The organism is Agromyces sp. CF514 (assembly GCF_900113185.1).
GTDB lineage: Bacteria > Actinomycetota > Actinomycetes > Actinomycetales > Microbacteriaceae > Agromyces.
Map to the genome: position 1 here is coordinate 968331 of NZ_FOZD01000001.1, position 17579 is coordinate 985909.

Consider the following 17579-nt stretch of genomic DNA (forward strand, 5'->3'; position numbering starts at 1 on the left):
GCTCACGTGTTGTTGTTGTCGTCGCTCAGACCGACCATGACCTTTCGCGCCGTGCGCCCGCCGAGCGGGCCGTGCACGGCGCACCACGATGACGACACCCAGGGGAGAACCCTCACCATGAAGTACGCAGAATCCATCGTCGACCTCGTCGGCAACACCCCGCTCGTGAAGCTCACCCGAGTGGTCGAGGGCGTGACGCAGGCCACGGTGCTCGTGAAGCTCGAGTACCTGAACCCCGGCGGCTCCGTGAAGGACCGCATCGCGTCGCGGATGATCGACGCGGCCGAGCGCGACGGCCTGCTGAAGCCCGGCGGCACGATCGTCGAGCCGACGTCGGGCAACACGGGCGTCGGGCTCGCGCTCGTCGCGCAGCAGCGCGGCTACCGCTGCATCTTCGTCGTGCCCGACAAGTTCGGTGAGGAGAAGCGCAACGTGCTCACGGCGTACGGCGCCGAGGTCGTCGTGACGCCGACGTCGGTCGCACCCGACGGGCCGGAGTCGTACTACAGCGTCTCCGACCGCATCGTGCGCGAGACGCCGGGCGCCTACAAGCCGAATCAGTTCGCGAACCCGAACGGACCCCGCGCGCACTACGAGACCACGGGCCCAGAGATCTGGAACGACACCGAGGGCAAGGTCACGCACTTCGTGGCCGGCATCGGCACGGGCGGCACGATCACCGGCACCGGCCGGTACCTGCGCGAGATCTCGGGTGATCGGGTGCGCGTCATCGGCGCCGATCCCGAGGGATCGGTGTACTCGGGCGGCACCGGTCGCCCGTACTTCGTCGAGGGCGTCGGCGAGGACATGTGGCCGGACACGTTCGACCCGGCCGTTCCCCACGAGGTGCTCGCCGTCTCCGACCGCGACGCGTTCGAGATGACGCGGCGTCTCGCCCGCGAGGAGGGGCTGCTCGTCGGCGGCTCGAGCGGCATGGCGGTCGTGGCCGCGCTCCGTGCCGCGGAGCACGCCTCGCCCGACGACGTGTTCGTCGTGCTGCTGCCCGACGGCGGCCGCGGCTACCTCGGCAAGATCTTCAACGACAAGTGGATGCGCGCCTACGGCTTCTCGAACGCGCCAGAGGGCCACACCATCGCCGACGTGCTCGCCACGAAGGCCGACCGCACGGCCCCGCTGGTCTACGTGCACCCGAACGACAGCGTGCGCGAGGCGATCGACGTCATGGCCACCACCGGCGTCTCGCAGCTGCTCGTGCTCTCGGCCGAGCCGCCCGTCGTGCTCGGCGAGGTGAAGGGCACGATCACCGAGGACGTGCTGCTCGACCTCGTCTTCACGGGCCAGGTCAAGCTGACCGACGAGGTCGGCGGCGTGGTCGGCGACCAGCTGCCGCTCATCGGCGTCAACGAGCCGGTCGCCGCGGCCCGGTCCGCGTTCGCCGACGCGCAGGCGATGCTCGTCACCGACGGCGGCAAGGCGCTCGGCGTCATCACGCGCACCGACCTGCTCACCTACCTCTCGGCGTAGCCGCAGGCATCCGCGGGTCCCACCGCCCGCAGCACACCCCTCAGACGTCACCAGAACCAGGAACGGATGTCACGCATGAACATCTCCGATCGCGCGGGCTTCGACACGCTCGCCATCCACGCCGGCCAGGCGTTCGACCCCACGACGGGCGCGGTGATCCCGCCCGTCTACCTCACCTCGACCTACGTGCAGGACGGCATCGGGGGCCTCCGCGAGGGCTACGAGTACTCGCGCGGCGGAAATCCGACCCGCACGGCGCTCGAGACCCAGCTCGCCGCGCTCGAGGGCGGCATCCGGGGGCTCTCGTTCGCGTCGGGCCTCGCCGCAGAGGACGCGCTGCTGCGCACGATGCTCGCGCCGGGCGACCACGTCGTGGTCGGCAACGACGTCTACGGCGGCACGCACCGGCTGATCCGCAAGGTGCACGGCGCCTGGGGCGTGCGGCACAGCACGGTCGACCTGGGCGACCTCGACGCGGTGCGCGCCGCGATCGAACCCGGCGTCACGAAGGTGCTCTGGATCGAGACCCCCTCGAACCCGCTCATGAAGATCACCGACATCGCGGCGCTCGCGGCGCTCGGCGCCGAGTCGGGTGCGCTCGTCGTGGTCGACAACACGTTCGCGACGCCCGCGCTGCAGCAGCCGATCGCCCTCGGCGCGCACGTCGTCGTGCACTCGACGACGAAGTACCTCGGCGGCCACTCCGACGTCGTCGGCGGGGCGCTCGTGTTCGCGCCCGGTCAGGAGGAGCTCGCCGAGCAGGTCACCTTCACGCAGTTCGCGGCCGGCGCCGTCTCTGGCCCGTTCGACGCGTTCCTCACGACGCGCGGCATCAAGACCCTGGGCATCCGGATGCAGCGGCACAGCGCCACGGCGCAGCTCATCGCCGAGCGCCTCGAGTCGCACGCCGGCATCGCGCGGGTCTACTACCCGGGACTCGAGTCGCACGCGGGGCACGAGCTCGCCGCCCGCCAGATGTCGGGCTTCGGCGGCATGCTCTCGATCGAGCTCGCCGGCGGCGGTGCGGCGGCGCGCCGGTTCGCCGAGTCGACGACGCTGTTCCAGCTCGCCGAGTCGCTCGGCGGCGTCGAGTCGCTCGTGAACCACCCGTGGTCGATGACGCACGCGTCGGTGCGCGGCACCGAGGCCGAGGTCGCCGAGTCGATCGTGCGACTCTCGGTCGGCATCGAGGATGCCGACGACCTGCTCGCCGACATCGACGCGGCGCTGGCCCGCCTCTAGGCCCTCGGATGCCGCGGGCGGCCGCCCGCGGCATCCGATCGACCGCTCCTAGGGGCCCATCTCGGGGTACACGGCGACCTCGGGATCACGCGGTGGGAGAATGGGAGCAGGCGCGGCACGTCACCGACGCCTCAGGAGATGAACTCCCATGGTTGCTCTCATCGTCGCCCTGGTCATCCTCGCCGTCGCGATCGTCCTCTTCTTCATGTCGGTCAAGATCGTGAAGCAGTACGAGCGAGGGGTCGTGCTGCGCTTCGGCCGGCTCCAGAGCGTGCGCGAGCCGGGCATCCGGTTCATCATCCCGATCGTCGACGTGATGACCAAGGTGTCGCTGCGCATCGTGACGCTCCCGATCCAGTCGCAGGGCATCATCACGAAGGACAACGTCACCGTGGGGGTGTCGGCCGTGTCGTACTACCGGGTGGCGGACCCCGTGAAGTCGGTGATCGCGATCGAGAGCGTGAACTCCGCGATCGAGCAGATCGCCCAGACCACGCTGCGTCGGGTGGTCGGACAGCACCACCTCGACGAGACCCTCGCCGACACTGCTGCGCTCAACGCGAACATTCGCGAGATCCTCGATGTCACGACGCTCGACTGGGGCGTCGAGGTCACCCTCGTCGAGCTGAAGGACATCCTGCTGCCCGACTCGATGAAGCGTGCCATGGCGAAGCAGGCCGAGGCCGAGCGCGAGAAGCGGGCGAAGATCATCGCCGCCGAGGGCGAGTCGCTCGCGGCGGTGCAGCTCGGCGTCGCGAGCGACACGATGATGTCGCATCCGCTCGCCCTCCAGCTGCGCACCCTCCAGACGCTCGTCGAGGTCGGAGTCGACAAGAACACGCTCGTGGTGTTCCCGGCGCCGCTCATGAGCTCGATCGGCGAGCTCACGAACTTCATCGACCGGGAGTCCGCGGTCGCGCAGGTTCGGGGCGCGTAGGCATTGGCACGAAATCGATGATGTGTGTCATTCCTGCCAGCCGCGCGCGCCGGAGGGATGCTCCAGAATGAGCGGGTGACTTCGAACCAGACCACCGTGGCGACCAGCGCCGCGCCCGCCGCGGGTGCGGCCGACCACCCCGCGACGGGCGAGGGCACCCCTCACCACGGCAGCCTCGGCCTCGTGCAGGGCACCGCCCTCTACATCGCGAGCGTGCTCGGAACGGGCATCCTCGTGCTGCCCGGACTCGCCGCAGCCGCCGCAGGCCCGGCGTCGATCGTCGCGGTGGCGGTCGTGCTCGTGCTCTCGATCCCGCTCGCCGGCACGTTCGCCGCCCTCGCGTCGCGGTACCCCGACGCAGGCGGCGTCGCGAGCTACGTGCGCCGCGCCCTCGGCGACACGGCCGCGCGCATGGCCGGCTACTGGTTCTACTTCGGCGTCTGCATCGGCGCCCCCGTGCTCGCGGTGCTCGGCGGCGAGTACGTCGTCGCCGTGCTCGGCATCGACCGGTCGGCCGTGCCGATCATCGGATTCGCCGTCTTCGTGCCGCCGTTCATCGTCAACTGGTTCGGCGTGCGCGTCGCCGGATGGGTGCAGTTCGTGCTCACGGGCCTGCTCATCGCGGTCGTCGTCGGCGTGGTCGCCGTGACCTTCCCGGCCGCCGAAGCGTCGAACTTCACGCCGTTCCTCCCCAACGGCTGGGGCGGCGTGGGCGTCGCCATCAGCCTGTTCGTCTGGGCGTTCGCCGGCTGGGAGGTCGGCACCCACATCGCCGGGGAGTTCAGGAACCCGCGCAAGATCATCCCGCTCGCGACCGGCATCGCCGTCGTCGTGGTCGGCGCCGGCTACCTCGCCCTGCAGTTCGTCACCGTGGCCGTGCTCGGCGACCGCGCGGGCGACGGCCAGGTGCCGTTGCTCGACCTCGTCGAGACGACCGCGCCCGGCATCGGCCCCGTGCTCGTGGCGATCGTCGCCGCGATCGTCACCCTCGGCGTCATGAACGCCTACCTGCCCGCCTTCGGCAAGCTCGGCGCGGCACTCGGCCGCGACGGCGACCTGCCGAGGTTCTTCGCCAAGGGCGCCGCCGACGGGCAGGTGCCGCGTCGCTCGCTCGCCCTCACCGGCGTCATCATCATCGTGTACTTCGGCCTCATGCTGCTGAACGACCTCGACCTGACGGGGTTCATCCTCATCCACACGAGCAACATGGTCGCGATCTACGCCGCGGGCATGCTCGCCGCGACCCTGCTGCTGAAGCGCTGGTCGTTCGGCTGGTGGCTCGCCGTCGTCGCGACGATCATGACCGCGGGATTGCTCGTGCTGGCCTGGCAGAACCTCCTCGTGCCGGCCGTGCTCGCGCTCGCCGCGGTCGTCGTGACGATCGTGCGGCGCGTGCGCGGCCGACGGCAGGCCACGGGCGCTGCGCCCTCCGACGAGCGAGCGGATGCCGCGGGCGACCCGCGCCCGCCCGAGGCGCCGGTGCTCGTGCCCGCCGCGCCGGCCGCGGCATCCGTCGTCCCGTCCATCACCCACGACGACCCGAAGGACTCCGAGTGACCGAGTACCGCGCCCGTTTCGACGCCGACATCGCGTTCGTGAACGGGGGAGGGCTGCACGCCGAAGCGTTCCGCCTCGACCTGCCCGCCGCCGACCTGACCGAGGCCGAGATCGGCGAGCTGCTCGTGCGCCACCTCGGGCTGACGCTCGTGGGCAGCGTGCGCCTGACGAACCTCGAGGTCGTCGCGGAGGCGCACCGAGGTTCCCGGGGAGTGGTGCCCGAGCCGGCGCTCGCGGGCCGCACCGACGCTGCGCACGCACCTGCCCGTGGCGGGCTCGTCGACCTCAGCCACCCCATCCGCGCCGGGCTCGTGACCTACCCCGGGCTGCCCGCCCCGGTGATCACGCCGCACCTCACGCGCGAGGCGTCGCGCGGGGTGTACGCACCCGGCACCGAGTTCGCGATGGACCTCATCACGCTGATCGGCAACACCGGCACCTACCTCGACAGCCCCTTCCACCGCTACGCGGACGGGGGCGACTTGGCGAGCCTCTCGCTCGAGACCCTGGTCGGGCTGCCCGCCGAGGTGTTCCGGCTCACGGATGCGGCGAGCCGCGGCATCCCTGCCGAGGTCTTCTTCGACCGTGAGCTCGCCGGCACGGCCGTGCTGCTGCACACCGGGTTCGACCGGCACTTCGGCACGCCCGAGTACGGCCACGGGTCGCCGTTCCTCACCGAAGCGGGCGCGCGGCATCTCGTCGACGCGGGGGTGGCGCTCGTCGGCATCGACGCCCTGAACATCGACGACACCGAGTCGGGCGGCACACGGCCGGCCCACTCGCTGCTGCTCGAAGCGGGCATCCACGTCGTGGAGCACCTCACCGGGCTCGAGCGGGTGCCGGTGCGCGGTGCGCGCTTCACGGCCGTGCCGCCGCGGGTCGAGGGATTCGGCACGTTCCCGGTACGGGCGTTCGCCGAGGTCCCGGCCGCGGCGGGGGAGTAGCCGGCGGGCGAGGGGTCGCCGGTCGACGAGGCGCCGGTCGAGGAGTCACGGTCGAGGAGGCGCCGGTCGAGAAAGCCGCCCGATCGGGCCGCGTTCGCTGTGGTGTCGTGCATCTGCCGCCCGAGTGGGTGAGGATGGGGGGATGAGTCTTCCCTCGTACGCCCTGCTCGACGGAAACACGATTCCCGCGATCGGCCTGGGCACCTACGGGCTCAACGAGCAGATCGGCATCGAAGCGATCGCGGCCGCGATCTCCGACGGCTACCGCCTGCTCGACACCGCCTACAACTACGGCAACGAAGACGTCGTGGGCGAGGCGATCCGCCGATCGGGCGTCGACCGCAGCGACCTGTTCGTCGCCACCAAGCTGCCCGGGCGCCACCACGGGTTCGACGAGACGCTCGCGAGCTTCGAGGAGTCGCGCGCCAGCCTCGACCTCGACTGGCTCGACCTCTACCTGATCCATTGGCCGAACCCGAGCGTCGACAAGTACGTCGACAGCTGGAAGGCCATGATCCGACTTCGCGAGAAGGGGCTCGTGCGCTCGATCGGCGTCTCGAACTTCACCGCGCCCATGCTCGAGCGGCTCGAGCACGAGACCGGGGTCGTGCCGGTGGTCAACCAGGTCGAGCTGCACCCGTACTTCTCGCAGCACGACCTGCGCGGGTATCACGCTGAGCACGGCATCCGCACCGAGAGCTGGAGCCCGCTCGGGCGCAAGAGCGACCTGCTGAACGAGCCCGTGCTCGCCGAGATCGCCGCACGACTCGGCCGGTCGGTGCCGCAGGTCGTGCTGCGCTGGCATGTGCAGCTCGGGTCGGTGCCGATCCCGAAGTCCTCGCAGGCCGAGCGACGCCGGGCCAACCTCGACGTGTTCTCGTTCGAGCTCGGCGACGACGACATGGCCGCGATCGCGGGTCTCGAGCGCGGGCGCATCTGGGGCGCAGACCCCGACACGCACGAAGAACTCTGACCCGCGGCGCGGTGGCGGGCCCGATATCCGGGTGCGCGGCCGTCGACGTCGGCGGCACGACGTAGGCTCGATCGAGTGAGGCGATCAACGGGCGACGAGGCTGCGAACGACGAGATCGAGTCGAGCGAGGCCGAGTCCATTGAGGCCGAGTCCACTGAGTACTCGCTGGCTGCGGCAGCCGAGGCGTACGCGTCGGCTGAGGCATCCGCCCACGAATCGGCCGTGCACGAGGCGTCCGCCCACCAGGTGACGGATGCCGCGGCGCCCGTCGTTGCCACCAGCGACCGCCTGCCCGACGCGAAGGGGCCGCTCTCCGCGCCGTACACGTGGCTCTCGATCGGCATGTTCGCGACGATCTTCCTCGCGGCGTTCGAGGCGATGGCCGTGACGACGATCATGCCGCTCGTCGTGCGCGACCTCGACGGCGAGTCGATGTTCGCGCTCGCGTTCGCCGTGCCGCTGGCCGCCGGCATCATCGGCATGGTGCTCGCCGGCAACTGGACCGACCGCTCGGGGCCGCTGCCGTCGCTCATCACGGCGGCGGCGCTGTTCGTCGTCGGCCTCGTCATCGCGGGCACGGCCACCGACATGACGGTCTTCATCATCGGGCGCTTCGTGCACGGACTGAGCGGAGCCGCCGTGATCGTGCCGCTCTACGTGATCGTCGCCCGCGCCTACCCCGAGGCGTTGCGAGCCCGGGTCTTCGCCGGGTTCGCGGCCGCCTGGGTGATCCCGTCGATCGTCGGCCCGGCGCTCGCGGGACTCGTCGCCGAGACGTTCAGCTGGCACTGGGTGTTCCTGGGCGTCATCGTGATCGTGGTGCCGGCCGCGGCCATGATGGTGCCGCCGATCCTGCGGGTGCGCGACCTCGTGCAGGGCGACGCATCGGTGCCGTGGAGCATCGGGCGCGTCGGCTGGGCGACCCTCACGGCCGTCGCCGCGTTGGCGGTGTCGCTCTCGAAGGAGCTCGACGACCCATGGCGGTGGATCGCAGCCGGCGTCGGCATCGCGGTCGCCGCCTTCGCCGCGCGCCCGTTGCTGCCGCCCGGAACCCTGCGTGCCGCACGCGGCATGCCCGCAACGGTCGCGGTGAAGTTCGTGGTCGCGGGCGCCTTCTTCGGCAGCGAGGTGTACCTGCCGTACCTCTTCATCGAGAACTACGGCATGTCTCCGAGCCTGGCGGGCGTCGTGCTCACCGGGGCGGGCCTCACGTGGGCCGCCGCGTCATGGCTGCAGGGCCGGCTCACGCACCGCGTCAGCGATACGCGTGCGGTCGAGATCGGCGCGTTCACCCTCGTGCTCGCCCTCGTCGTCGTGCTCGCGGTGGCGGCGTTCACGCTGCCGCCCGTGATCGCGTTCGTCGCATGGGCCCTCGCCGGGGCCTCGATGGGCTTCATGTACCCGCGGTTCTCGGTCTCGGTGCTCGCGCAGTCCAAGCGCGACGAGCAGGGCTTCAACAGCGCCGCGCTCACGATCTCGGAGTCGCTCGGCGCCTCGATCGCGCTCGCGGTGACCGCGCTCGTGTCGTCGGCGATCGGCGCGGGCGCCTTCACGGCCGACTTCGCGGTGACCGTCGCCGTGGCGATCGTCGGCGTCGTGATCGCGGGCCGCGTGAGGCCTCCGGGAGTGCCGCGCGGCTGAGCGGGATCCCGCCGGGCGCGGCCCCGCTGGCTTCCACAGCTCCGAGGCGCGAGCGGCCCTCTGCTCAGAAGGCGGGGCGACCCGTCGACGACCGCACGATGAGTTCGGGCACGATGACCTCGCGGTGCTCGGGCGCCGAGGGATCGATGTTTCCGAGCAGCAGCGCCACGCAGCGACGGCCGAGCTCGGCGAAGTCCTGTCGAACCGTCGTGAGCGGCGGCCAGAAGTGCGCAGCCTCGGGGATGTCGTCGAAGCCGACGATCGACACGTCGCGCGGGATCTCGAGTCCCGCGTCGCGGATCGCGTGCATCAGGCCGAGCGCCATCTGGTCGTTCGACGAGAAGATCGCCGTGAAGTCGCGCACGGTGAGCAGCTCGCGTCCGGCGTGATAGCCGAAGTCCGCGGTCCAGTCCCCGAGGATGGGGGCCGTCGTGGGCACGTCGCTCGCGCTCATCTCCTCGAGGAACCCGCGCATGCGCGCCTCGGCCTCGATCCAGTCCTGCGGACCGGTGAGGTGGTAGATGTTCCGGTGCCCGAGCTCGATGAGGTGGCGGGTCGCCAGTCGCGCCCCGGCGATCTGGTCGACCGAGAGCGTGTGGTCGGAGTCCTGCCCGGTCGACTGCAGGCTCACATGCGGCACGTCGATCGAGCGTTGGGCGAGGGTGTCGAACACGCGTGCCTGCGGGGCGATGACCACGAGGCCCTCGATGCCCTGGGCGAGCAGGTGGGCGAGCCCGTCGGCGATGGATCGCTCGTCGGAGGAGTCGATGTTCGCCGTGCTGACCCAGTAGCCGGCTTCGCGTGCGGCGGCTTCGATGGCCGTGATGCTCGACGCGGGTCCGTACTGGGTGCTCTGCGACGAGAGGATGCCGATGGTGTGCGAGCGACTCGTGACGAGCGCGCGGGCGGCACGGTTCGGCTGGTACTGCACCTGCTCCATGACGTCGAGCACGCGCTGCTTCGTCTCGGGGCGGATGCTCGGGTGGTGGTTGAGCACGCGTGAGACGGTCTGATGCGACACTCCGGCCAGTCGCGCGACGTCTCGGATGCTGGGCGCGCGGCCCTTCGGCGTCTCGTCTGCCACGGTCACATCCTCGTTCGTGTTCACGGGCATGCGCACGGTCACATGCCTGGTTGCCCCTCATTATGCACGTCAGGCCGGGAATGTGACGGTCACACATGTGACGGTCACATGAAATTCGGCGCCCCGGGCACCCGCGAACAGGCTCGGATGGAAGGGATCCGAACGGAAGCCGTTCAGGTCCGCCGGCGCCATCGCGCCCGTCATTGCTGGCGTTCAGCCAGATCACATGCGGTATTCGGGGTCGAATACGGCCGCGATCGCGTGCGCGGCGGTCGTTATCGATCCGTGACCGATGCCGAGTTGACAGTTCGAGCCAACGTAGGGCTAACATGAGTGTCGCCATGTGAACGGTCACATCGATCGGGCACATGACGCCGATCCAGAGCCCCGGGGCTGAACCGCCCGCACCATCGACGAAGGAGTCTGCACGTGAACCACGGCGACCACCACCACCTCGGAGCATTCCGGGCGGTTGCCGCATGAGCTCCTACGGTCCCCAGCTCGAGGTCGCCATCGCCCGTGTGCGCACCGAGATCGCGAAGTTGCATGCGGAGTTGACGCGGTACGGCTTGGTGGTGTGGACGGGTGGCAACGTGTCGGGTCGGGTGCCGGGTGCGGAGTTGTTCGTGATCAAGCCGTCGGGGGTGTCGTACGACGATCTGGCTCCGGAGAACATGATCCTGTGCGATCTGGACGGCAACGTGATCGAGGGCACTCCGGGTGCTGAGCGCAGCCCGTCGTCGGATACGGCGGCGCATGCGTACGTGTACCGGAACATGCCCGAGGTCGGCGGTGTGGTGCACACGCATTCGACCTACGCCGTGGCGTGGGCGGCACGCAACGAGCCGATCCCGTGCGTGATCACGGCGATGGCCGATGAGTTCGGTGGTCCGATCCCGGTGGGTCCGTTCGCGATCATCGGTGACGACTCGATCGGTCGGGGCATCGTGGAGACCCTGACCGGTCACCGCAGCCGGGCGGTGTTGATGGCCAATCATGGGCCGTTCACGATCGGTGCGTCGGCGAAGGACGCGGTCAAGGCTGCAGTCATGGTCGAGGATGTCGCCCGTACGGTGCACCTGGCGCGTGAGGCGGGCCCGTTGGTCCCGATCCCGCAGGAAGCGATCGACCGGCTGTACGACCGGTACCAGAACGTCTACGGACAGGCCTCCGACGCGAGGCGGCCTGCCACGAGGGCCTGAACGACGAGGGCCTGACCGCGCGAAGGCGCACCACGCGACATCCGTACTCAACTCAACAACACAAGCTTGCGACATCCGCTCGACGGATGACGCGGGGGAGCGGCGTTCATGGACACCGCCGCTCCGACTGTCACCAAGACGATGACGTCCATGAATGACACAGTGAAAGGAAACACCGTGAAGAACACGAAGAAGGTGCTTCTCGCTACGATGGCGGCCGCTTCCATGCTCGCACTCGCGGCGTGCTCGGGCGGCTCGGGCGACAGCGGCAGCGGCGACGGCGGCGGAGACGGCGGCCTGATCGGCGTCGCGATGCCCACCAAGAGCTCGGAGCGTTGGATCCAGGACGGCGACGCCGTCAAGGAGCAGCTCGAGGAGCAGGGCTTCACCGTCGACCTGCAGTACGCAGAGGACGACATCCCCACGCAGGTCTCCCAGATCGAGAACATGATCACCAAGGGCGCAGAGGCCCTGATCATCGCGTCGATCGACGGCACCACGCTCTCGCAGGTGCTCCAGGACGCGGCCGACGCCGACATCCCGGTCATCGCCTACGACCGCCTCATCCGCGACTCCGAGAACGTCGACTACTACGCGTCGTTCGACAACTACGTCGTCGGCGTGCAGCAGGCCACCTCGCTGCTCAACGGCCTCGGCCTGACCGACCTCGAGGGCGCGCCGGCTTCGGACGCACCCAAGGGTCCGTTCAACATCGAGCTGTTCGCCGGTTCGCCCGACGACAACAACGCCACGTTCTTCTGGAACGGCGCGATCGACACCCTCCAGCCGCTGATCGACGACGGAACCCTCGTCGTCAAGTCGGGCCAGACCGACTTCGAGCAGGCCGCAACCCTCCGCTGGGACGGCGAGGTCGCTCAGGAGCGCATGGAGAACATCCTCACCTCGACGTACTCCGACGGCTCGACGGTCAACGCGGTGCTCTCGCCCTACGACGGCCTGTCGCGCGGCATCATCTCGGCCCTGACGGACGCCGGCTACACGGTGGGCGAAGGCTGGCCGATCATCTCGGGCCAGGACGCGGAGCTCGACTCGGTCAAGGCCATCAACTCGGGTGAGCAGTACGCCACCATCTTCAAGGACACCCGCAACCTGGCCAAGGTCGCCGTCGACATGGCGTCGGCGATCCTGAACGGCGAGGAGCCCGAGGTCAACAACACCGAGGACTACGACAACGGCGTGAAGGTCGTTCCCTCGTACCTCCTCGAGTCGCAGATCGTCGTCAAGGACAACATCACCGAGGTCCTGGTCGACAGCGGCTACTGGACCGAAGAAGAGATCAACGGCTGATCGACCCGACCGGGTCGACCCGCTGATGGGATGACGCGGCCGGTGCCTGGGGCGGGGAGTATCCTCGCCTCAGGTCCGGCCGCGGCATCCGCGTCCGACAGGGCACCGGCGATGAAGCAGGAGCAGATATGACCACCAACATTCTCGAGATGCGCGGCATCACGAAGACCTTCCCCGGCGTGAAGGCACTGTCCAACGTGACCATCGAGGTCGAGCGCGGCGAAGTCCACGCCATCTGCGGTGAGAACGGCGCGGGCAAGTCCACGCTGATGAAGGTGCTCTCGGGCGTCTACCCCCACGGCACCTACGACGGCGACATCGTCTTCGAGAACGAGACGGTCGAGTTCAAGGACCTGACGGACAGCGAAGCCAAGGGCATCGTCATCATCCACCAGGAACTCGCGCTCAGCCCGTACCTGTCGATCGCCGAGAACATCTTCCTCAACAACGAGTTGAAGGGCCGCGGCGGCCTCATCGACTGGAACAAGACGAACTTCGAGGCGCAGAAGCTCCTCGCCCGCGTGGGCCTGCGCGAGAACCCGACGACGAAGATCATGGACATCGGCGTCGGCAAGCAGCAGCTCGTCGAGATCGCGAAGGCGCTCTCGAAAGAGGTGAAGCTGCTCATCCTCGACGAGCCGACCGCCGCACTGAACGACGAGGACTCCGATCACCTGCTCGACCTGATCCTGCACCTCAAGGGGCAGGGCATCACGTCGATCATCATCAGCCACAAGCTGAACGAGATCAAGAAGGTCGCCGACTCCGTCACGGTCATCCGCGACGGCAAGACGATCGAGACGATCGCCAAGCAGGAGGTGACCGAGGACCGCATCATCAAGGACATGGTCGGTCGCGACCTCGAGCACCGGTACCCCGACCACACCCCCAACCTCGGCGACGAACTGCTCCGCGTCGAGGACTGGACCGCCCACCACCCGCAGGACTCCTCGCGCGTCGTGGTCGACAACGTCAACCTCAACGTGCGCGCCGGCGAGATCGTCGGCATCGCGGGGCTCATGGGCGCCGGGCGCACCGAGTTCGCGATGAGCCTGTTCGGGCAGAGCTACGGCTCGCGCATCTCGGGCAAGGTGTTCCTCCGCGGCAAGGAGATCAAGACCCGCACGGTGTCAGAGGCCATCGCCCACGGCATCGCGTACGCGACCGAGGACCGCAAGACCTTCGGCCTCAACCTCATCGAGGACATCAAGCGCAACATCTCGATGGCGTCGCTGAAGAAGCTCGAGAAGTTCGGCCTCGTGCACGACAACGAGGAATACAAGGTCGCCACCGAGTTCAAGCAGTCGATGAACATCAAGGCGCCGAACGTGCTGGTGAAGACCGGCAAGCTCTCGGGCGGCAACCAGCAGAAGGTCGTGCTGTCGAAGTGGATCTACGCCGACCCCGACGTGCTCATCCTCGATGAGCCCACGCGAGGCATCGACGTCGGCGCCAAGTACGAGATCTACACGATCATCAACCGGCTCGCCGCACAGGGCAAGGGCATCATCGTCATCTCGTCCGAGCTACCCGAACTGCTCGGCATCTGCGACCGCGTGTACGCCCTCTCCGAGGGCCGCATCACCGGCGAACTCCCCATCGCCGAGGCCACGCCCGAGTCGATGCTCAAGCTCATGACCATGGAAAAGCCGCGCTGACGCCCCGGCGCGCGCGAATCACAGGAGACCCCATGTCCAACCCAACTCCGGTTCCCACCACCGAGTCGATCCAGGCCGGCGGCAACGTCAACCCGCCGAGCAACAAGTTCACCGACCGTCTGAGCCACGTGCTGGCCGACCTCGGCAAGAACGGCATCTTCATCGCGCTCATCGCGGTGGTCGTGCTGTTCGCGATCCTCACCGACGGCATCCTGCTGCGCCCGCAGAACATCTCCAACCTGGTGGTGCAGAACGGGTACATCCTCGTGCTGGCCATCGGCATGGTGATGGTCATCATCGCCGGCCACATCGACCTGTCGGTCGGATCGGTCGCCGCGTTCGTCGGCGCGTGCTCCGGCGTGTTCGCCGTGCAGTGGGGCCTGCCCTGGTGGCTCTCGGTGATCCTCTCGCTCGGCATCGGCGCCCTCGTCGGCGTCTGGCAGGGCTTCTGGATCGCGTTCGTGGGCATCCCCGCGTTCATCGTGACCCTGGCCGGCATGCTCATCTTCCGCGGCCTCGCGCTCGTGGTGCTCGGCAACGCGAACATCGGCTCGTTCCCGGCCGAGTACCGTGCCCTCGGCAACGGCTTCCTGACCGACCTGTTCGGCGAGTTCGAGATCGATCCGCTGACGCTCGGCGTGGGCGCGCTGGCGATCATCATCCTCGTCGTGCAGCAGGTGCGCACCCGTCGCGGCCGTCAGAAGTACGGCCAGGACGTCGAGCCCATGGCCTGGTTCGTCATCAAGCTCGTGCTCATCTCCGCCGCGATCGCCTTCTTCGCGTACTCGCTCGCGTCGTACAAGGGCATCCCGATCACGCTGATCATCCTCGCCGTGCTGATCCTCGTCTACGGCATCGTGATGAACCGCACGGTCTTCGGCCGGCACATCTACGCGATCGGCGGCAACCGTCACGCGGCCGAGCTCTCGGGTATCAAGACGCGTCGCGTCGACTTCTGGCTGTTCGTCAACATGGGCACCCTGGCCGCGCTGGCCGGCCTCATCTTCACGGCGCGCCTGAACCTCGCAGGTCCGAAGGCCGGTGACGGCTTCGAGCTCGAGGCGATCTCGGCGGCCTTCATCGGCGGCGCGGCGGTGCAGGGCGGCGTCGGCACCATCGGCGGCGCGATCATCGGTGGCCTGATCATCGGCGTGCTGAACAACGGCATGTCGATCATCGGCCTCGGCATCGAGTGGCAGCAGGTCGTCAAGGGCCTCGTGCTGCTGCTCGCGGTCGCCTTCGACGTCTACAACCGTCGTCGCAGCGGCGGCCGTTGAGGTCGAGCCTCAGGGCGTGAACTGAACGAAGGGGCGGATGCTGCGGCATCCGCCCCTTCGGCGTGCCCAGGGTCGCGATCGGGAGAGCGGATGCCGCCGGCGGGCGACGGTCGTCAGGCGGGCGGCGCGGGGCTCGGCGCGGTGTCGCTGCGCCCGTAGAGGAACAGCAGGATCTCGGCCGAGGTGCCCTGCAGCACGGGGCCATGGCCGAAGCTCCAGTCGGCGTCGGTCGCGGCGAGCGTGCGGCCGCGCGTCACAGCCTTGATCTCGGTCGGCGCCTCGAGCGCGCGGCGCAGGGCCACGGCTCCGCAGGCGCGTTCGGGCACCGTGATCGCGACGCCGAGCGATGCGGAGACGTCGAGTGCGGCGATCACGGCCTCGGCGAGGGCGCCGATCCCGGTCTGGACGGTGTCACCACCGGCGGTGCCGACGTCGATCGCGTCGGCGGAGGAGCCTCGGGCTGACACCCCGGCCGCGCCGGCACCGGCCGCCGCGTCGCGCAGCCGCGTGAACCGCGAGATGAGGGCGGTGGGGGAGCCGTCGGCGGAGGTGGAGGCGCGGCGCGCGATCGCGAGCTCGGCGGCCGCGCCGCTGAAGCCCTGCTCGGCGAGCGAGCGTGCGCTCGCGCGCCAACGTTCGCCGCGCGGCGTCGAGAGCCGCCAGGCGAGGTGGGCGAGCAGGTCGTGCACGGTCCAGGTCGCGCGTCGGCTCGTGGTCTGCCATGCGGCGTCGGACAGCGGCGCGAGCGCGCCGAGCAGCGAGGTCAGCACCTCGGCGAGCTCCGCGTTCCACGTGCTCGTCACGGCGGACTCGTCGTGCTTCGGCCGGTTCGAGAGCGGCAGGTAGCGCGAGAGGTCGGACATGCATGCAGCCTACGCGCGCGGGCGCGCCGTGGCATCCGCCCCTCGTCCGCTCACGGCGCTGCTAGCCCTGCGCGCCCTGCGACCAGTCGGGCAGCTGCTGCAGCGTCCACGTGTTGCCGTCGGGGTCCTTCACGGTGACGAACCGGCCCCATGCCTGCTCGTCGACGCCCTCGCACTCCACGCCCTTGGCGCGGAGGTCGGCGAGCACGGCGTCGGCGTCGGCGATCACGACCTGGATCACGTCGAGCGAGCCCGGTGCGAGCGTGGCCCCGAGGCCCTCGCCGATCGCGATCGAGCACGCCGAGCCCGGAGGCGTCAGCTGCACGAAGCGCAGGTCGTCGCTGACGCGCTGGTCGTGGTCGGCGTTGAACCCGAGCTTCTCGACGTAGAACTCCTTCGCGCGGTCGACGTCGCTGACGGGCACGTGGATGAGTTCGATCTTCCAGTCCATGGTGTGACTCCTCGGTAGGGTTGCACGCGATCCGTTCCATCGAATCGCCTGCGGCCAGTCTCGCCAAGCATGCGGTCAGTTCCTGTCCGGAATGCGTCGCCCTTCGGGATCGGGCTCCGCGCTCCGGATGCCTCGGGCGGCTCCGGTGGGAGGATGGGCGCATGGCACTGCACATCACCGGAGACCCCGCCGCCGACGAACTGCTGAGCGACGACGCGTTCGCGCTGCTCACGGGCATGCTGCTCGACCAGCAGGTCACCATGGAGTCCGCGTTCGCGGGCCCGGTGAAGATCCGCGATCGCGTCGGCTCGATCGACCCCGTCGTGATCGCCGGCGTCGCGCCCGACGCGTTCGTCGAGGCGTTCAAGCAGACGCCCGCCGTGCACCGGTTCCCCGGCTCGATGGCCGAGCGCGTGCAGACCCTCGCCGCCGCCGTGCGCGACGAGTGGGGCGGCGACGCCTCCCAGATCTGGACGCGCGGCGAGCCCACGGGCGCCGAGGTGCTGAAGCGACTGAAGGCGCTGCCCGGGTTCGGCGACCAGAAGGCGCGCATCTTCCTCGCGCTGCTCGGCAAGCAGTGCGGGCTCGAGGCGCCCGGCTGGCGCGAGGCGGCCGGAGCCTATGGCGAGGCCGAGTCCTACCGCTCGGTCGCCGACATCGTCGACCCCGAGTCGCTGGCCAAGGTGCGCGCGACGAAGCAGGCGGCGAAGGCCGCAGCGAAGGCCGCCAAGGGCTGAGCGGGTCGCCTGCGCCGCGGGTCGCGGTCGCGGTCGTACACGCGGTCCGCGGGCGCCGCGTCGGCCGCGCCTGCCGAACTCCGGATGCCTCGGCCGACACGCCGACGCCCGCCCGCCGCAGCTCGGCGGGTCGCCGGTCCGGTCCGGAGTTCGGCCGGTCCGCCACTCCGACCCATACCCGCGAGGGATGCCGCGACCGCACCATGGAGGGATGTGCGCG

At 69.5% G+C, this 17579-nt stretch carries 15 protein-coding genes; 12 read left to right on the forward strand and 3 right to left on the reverse strand.

Annotation, left to right across the window (positions count from 1 at the left end; translation table 11 throughout):
* Positions 1–117: 117 nt before the first annotated feature.
* The 7 genes from BM342_RS04305 (at position 118) to BM342_RS04335 (ending at position 8779) form a co-directional block, all read left to right on the forward strand.
* Complete coding sequence (locus tag BM342_RS04305; RefSeq protein WP_092964237.1) at positions 118–1485, forward strand: cystathionine beta-synthase; 1368 nt, start codon at positions 118–120, stop codon at positions 1483–1485.
* A gap of 75 nt (positions 1486–1560) precedes the next feature.
* Entirely contained in the window at positions 1561–2727 is a 1167-nt protein-coding gene (locus BM342_RS04310; RefSeq protein ID WP_092964238.1) for a cystathionine gamma-synthase, read from the forward strand.
* Positions 2728–2875: 148 nt separating this feature from the next.
* Positions 2876–3664: a slipin family protein gene (locus BM342_RS04315; RefSeq protein ID WP_092964239.1), complete on the forward strand. Its 789-nt coding sequence runs from the start codon at positions 2876–2878 to the stop codon at positions 3662–3664.
* Positions 3665–3739: 75 nt separating this feature from the next.
* Positions 3740–5221 (forward strand): APC family permease, encoded by a 1482-nt coding sequence (locus BM342_RS04320; RefSeq protein ID WP_255368504.1) that lies wholly within the window; start codon positions 3740–3742, stop codon positions 5219–5221.
* Positions 5218–6165 carry a cyclase family protein gene (locus BM342_RS04325; RefSeq protein WP_092964241.1) on the forward strand — a complete coding sequence of 316 codons (948 nt, stop codon included), beginning with the start codon at positions 5218–5220 and terminating at the stop codon, positions 6163–6165. Before BM342_RS04320 ends, BM342_RS04325 begins: the two co-directional genes overlap by 4 nt.
* A gap of 142 nt (positions 6166–6307) precedes the next feature.
* Positions 6308–7138, forward strand: coding sequence for an aldo/keto reductase (locus BM342_RS04330; RefSeq protein ID WP_092964242.1), 831 nt, complete (start codon positions 6308–6310; stop codon positions 7136–7138).
* Positions 7139–7213: 75 nt separating this feature from the next.
* Positions 7214–8779, forward strand: coding sequence for an MFS transporter (locus tag BM342_RS04335; RefSeq protein ID WP_255368506.1), 1566 nt, complete (start codon positions 7214–7216; stop codon positions 8777–8779).
* 64 nt (positions 8780–8843) lie between these two features.
* Here BM342_RS04335 and BM342_RS04340 read toward each other — a convergent pair whose 3' ends face one another.
* On the reverse strand, positions 8844–9893 hold the full coding sequence (locus BM342_RS04340; protein WP_092966512.1) for a LacI family DNA-binding transcriptional regulator: 1050 nt from the start codon (positions 9891–9893) through the stop codon (positions 8844–8846).
* Positions 9894–10342: 449 nt separating this feature from the next.
* On the opposite strand from BM342_RS04340, the gene BM342_RS04345 reads away from it, so the two are divergent.
* The 4 genes from BM342_RS04345 to mmsB all read left to right on the forward strand — a co-directional run bounded on the left by BM342_RS04345 (position 10343) and on the right by mmsB (position 15308).
* Positions 10343–11065 (forward strand): L-ribulose-5-phosphate 4-epimerase, encoded by a 723-nt coding sequence (locus BM342_RS04345; protein WP_092964243.1) that lies wholly within the window; start codon positions 10343–10345, stop codon positions 11063–11065.
* 210 nt (positions 11066–11275) lie between these two features.
* Positions 11276–12373, forward strand: a complete 1098-nt coding sequence (gene chvE, locus BM342_RS04350) for a multiple monosaccharide ABC transporter substrate-binding protein (RefSeq protein ID WP_092966514.1) — start codon at positions 11276–11278, stop codon at positions 12371–12373.
* A 128-nt stretch (positions 12374–12501) separates the two neighbouring features.
* Positions 12502–14031, forward strand: coding sequence for a multiple monosaccharide ABC transporter ATP-binding protein (gene mmsA, locus BM342_RS04355; RefSeq protein ID WP_092964244.1), 1530 nt, complete (start codon positions 12502–12504; stop codon positions 14029–14031).
* A 32-nt stretch (positions 14032–14063) separates the two neighbouring features.
* Positions 14064–15308 carry a multiple monosaccharide ABC transporter permease gene (gene mmsB / locus BM342_RS04360; RefSeq protein WP_092964245.1) on the forward strand — a complete coding sequence of 415 codons (1245 nt, stop codon included), beginning with the start codon at positions 14064–14066 and terminating at the stop codon, positions 15306–15308.
* A gap of 113 nt (positions 15309–15421) precedes the next feature.
* Here mmsB and BM342_RS04365 read toward each other — a convergent pair whose 3' ends face one another.
* Both BM342_RS04365 and BM342_RS04370 read right to left on the reverse strand, forming a co-directional pair.
* Entirely contained in the window at positions 15422–16171 is a 750-nt protein-coding gene (locus BM342_RS04365) for a maleylpyruvate isomerase family mycothiol-dependent enzyme (protein WP_092964246.1), read from the reverse strand.
* 61 nt (positions 16172–16232) lie between these two features.
* The gene (locus BM342_RS04370; RefSeq protein WP_092964247.1) at positions 16233–16622 is read right to left on the reverse strand and encodes a glyoxalase superfamily protein; all 390 of its coding nucleotides are present in this window, start codon (positions 16620–16622) and stop codon (positions 16233–16235) included.
* Between the two features lie 161 nt (positions 16623–16783).
* Here BM342_RS04370 and BM342_RS04375 point away from each other — a divergent pair, with 161 nt between their 5' ends.
* Entirely contained in the window at positions 16784–17359 is a 576-nt protein-coding gene (locus BM342_RS04375; RefSeq protein WP_092964248.1) for an HhH-GPD-type base excision DNA repair protein, read from the forward strand.
* Positions 17360–17579 lie beyond the last annotated feature (220 nt).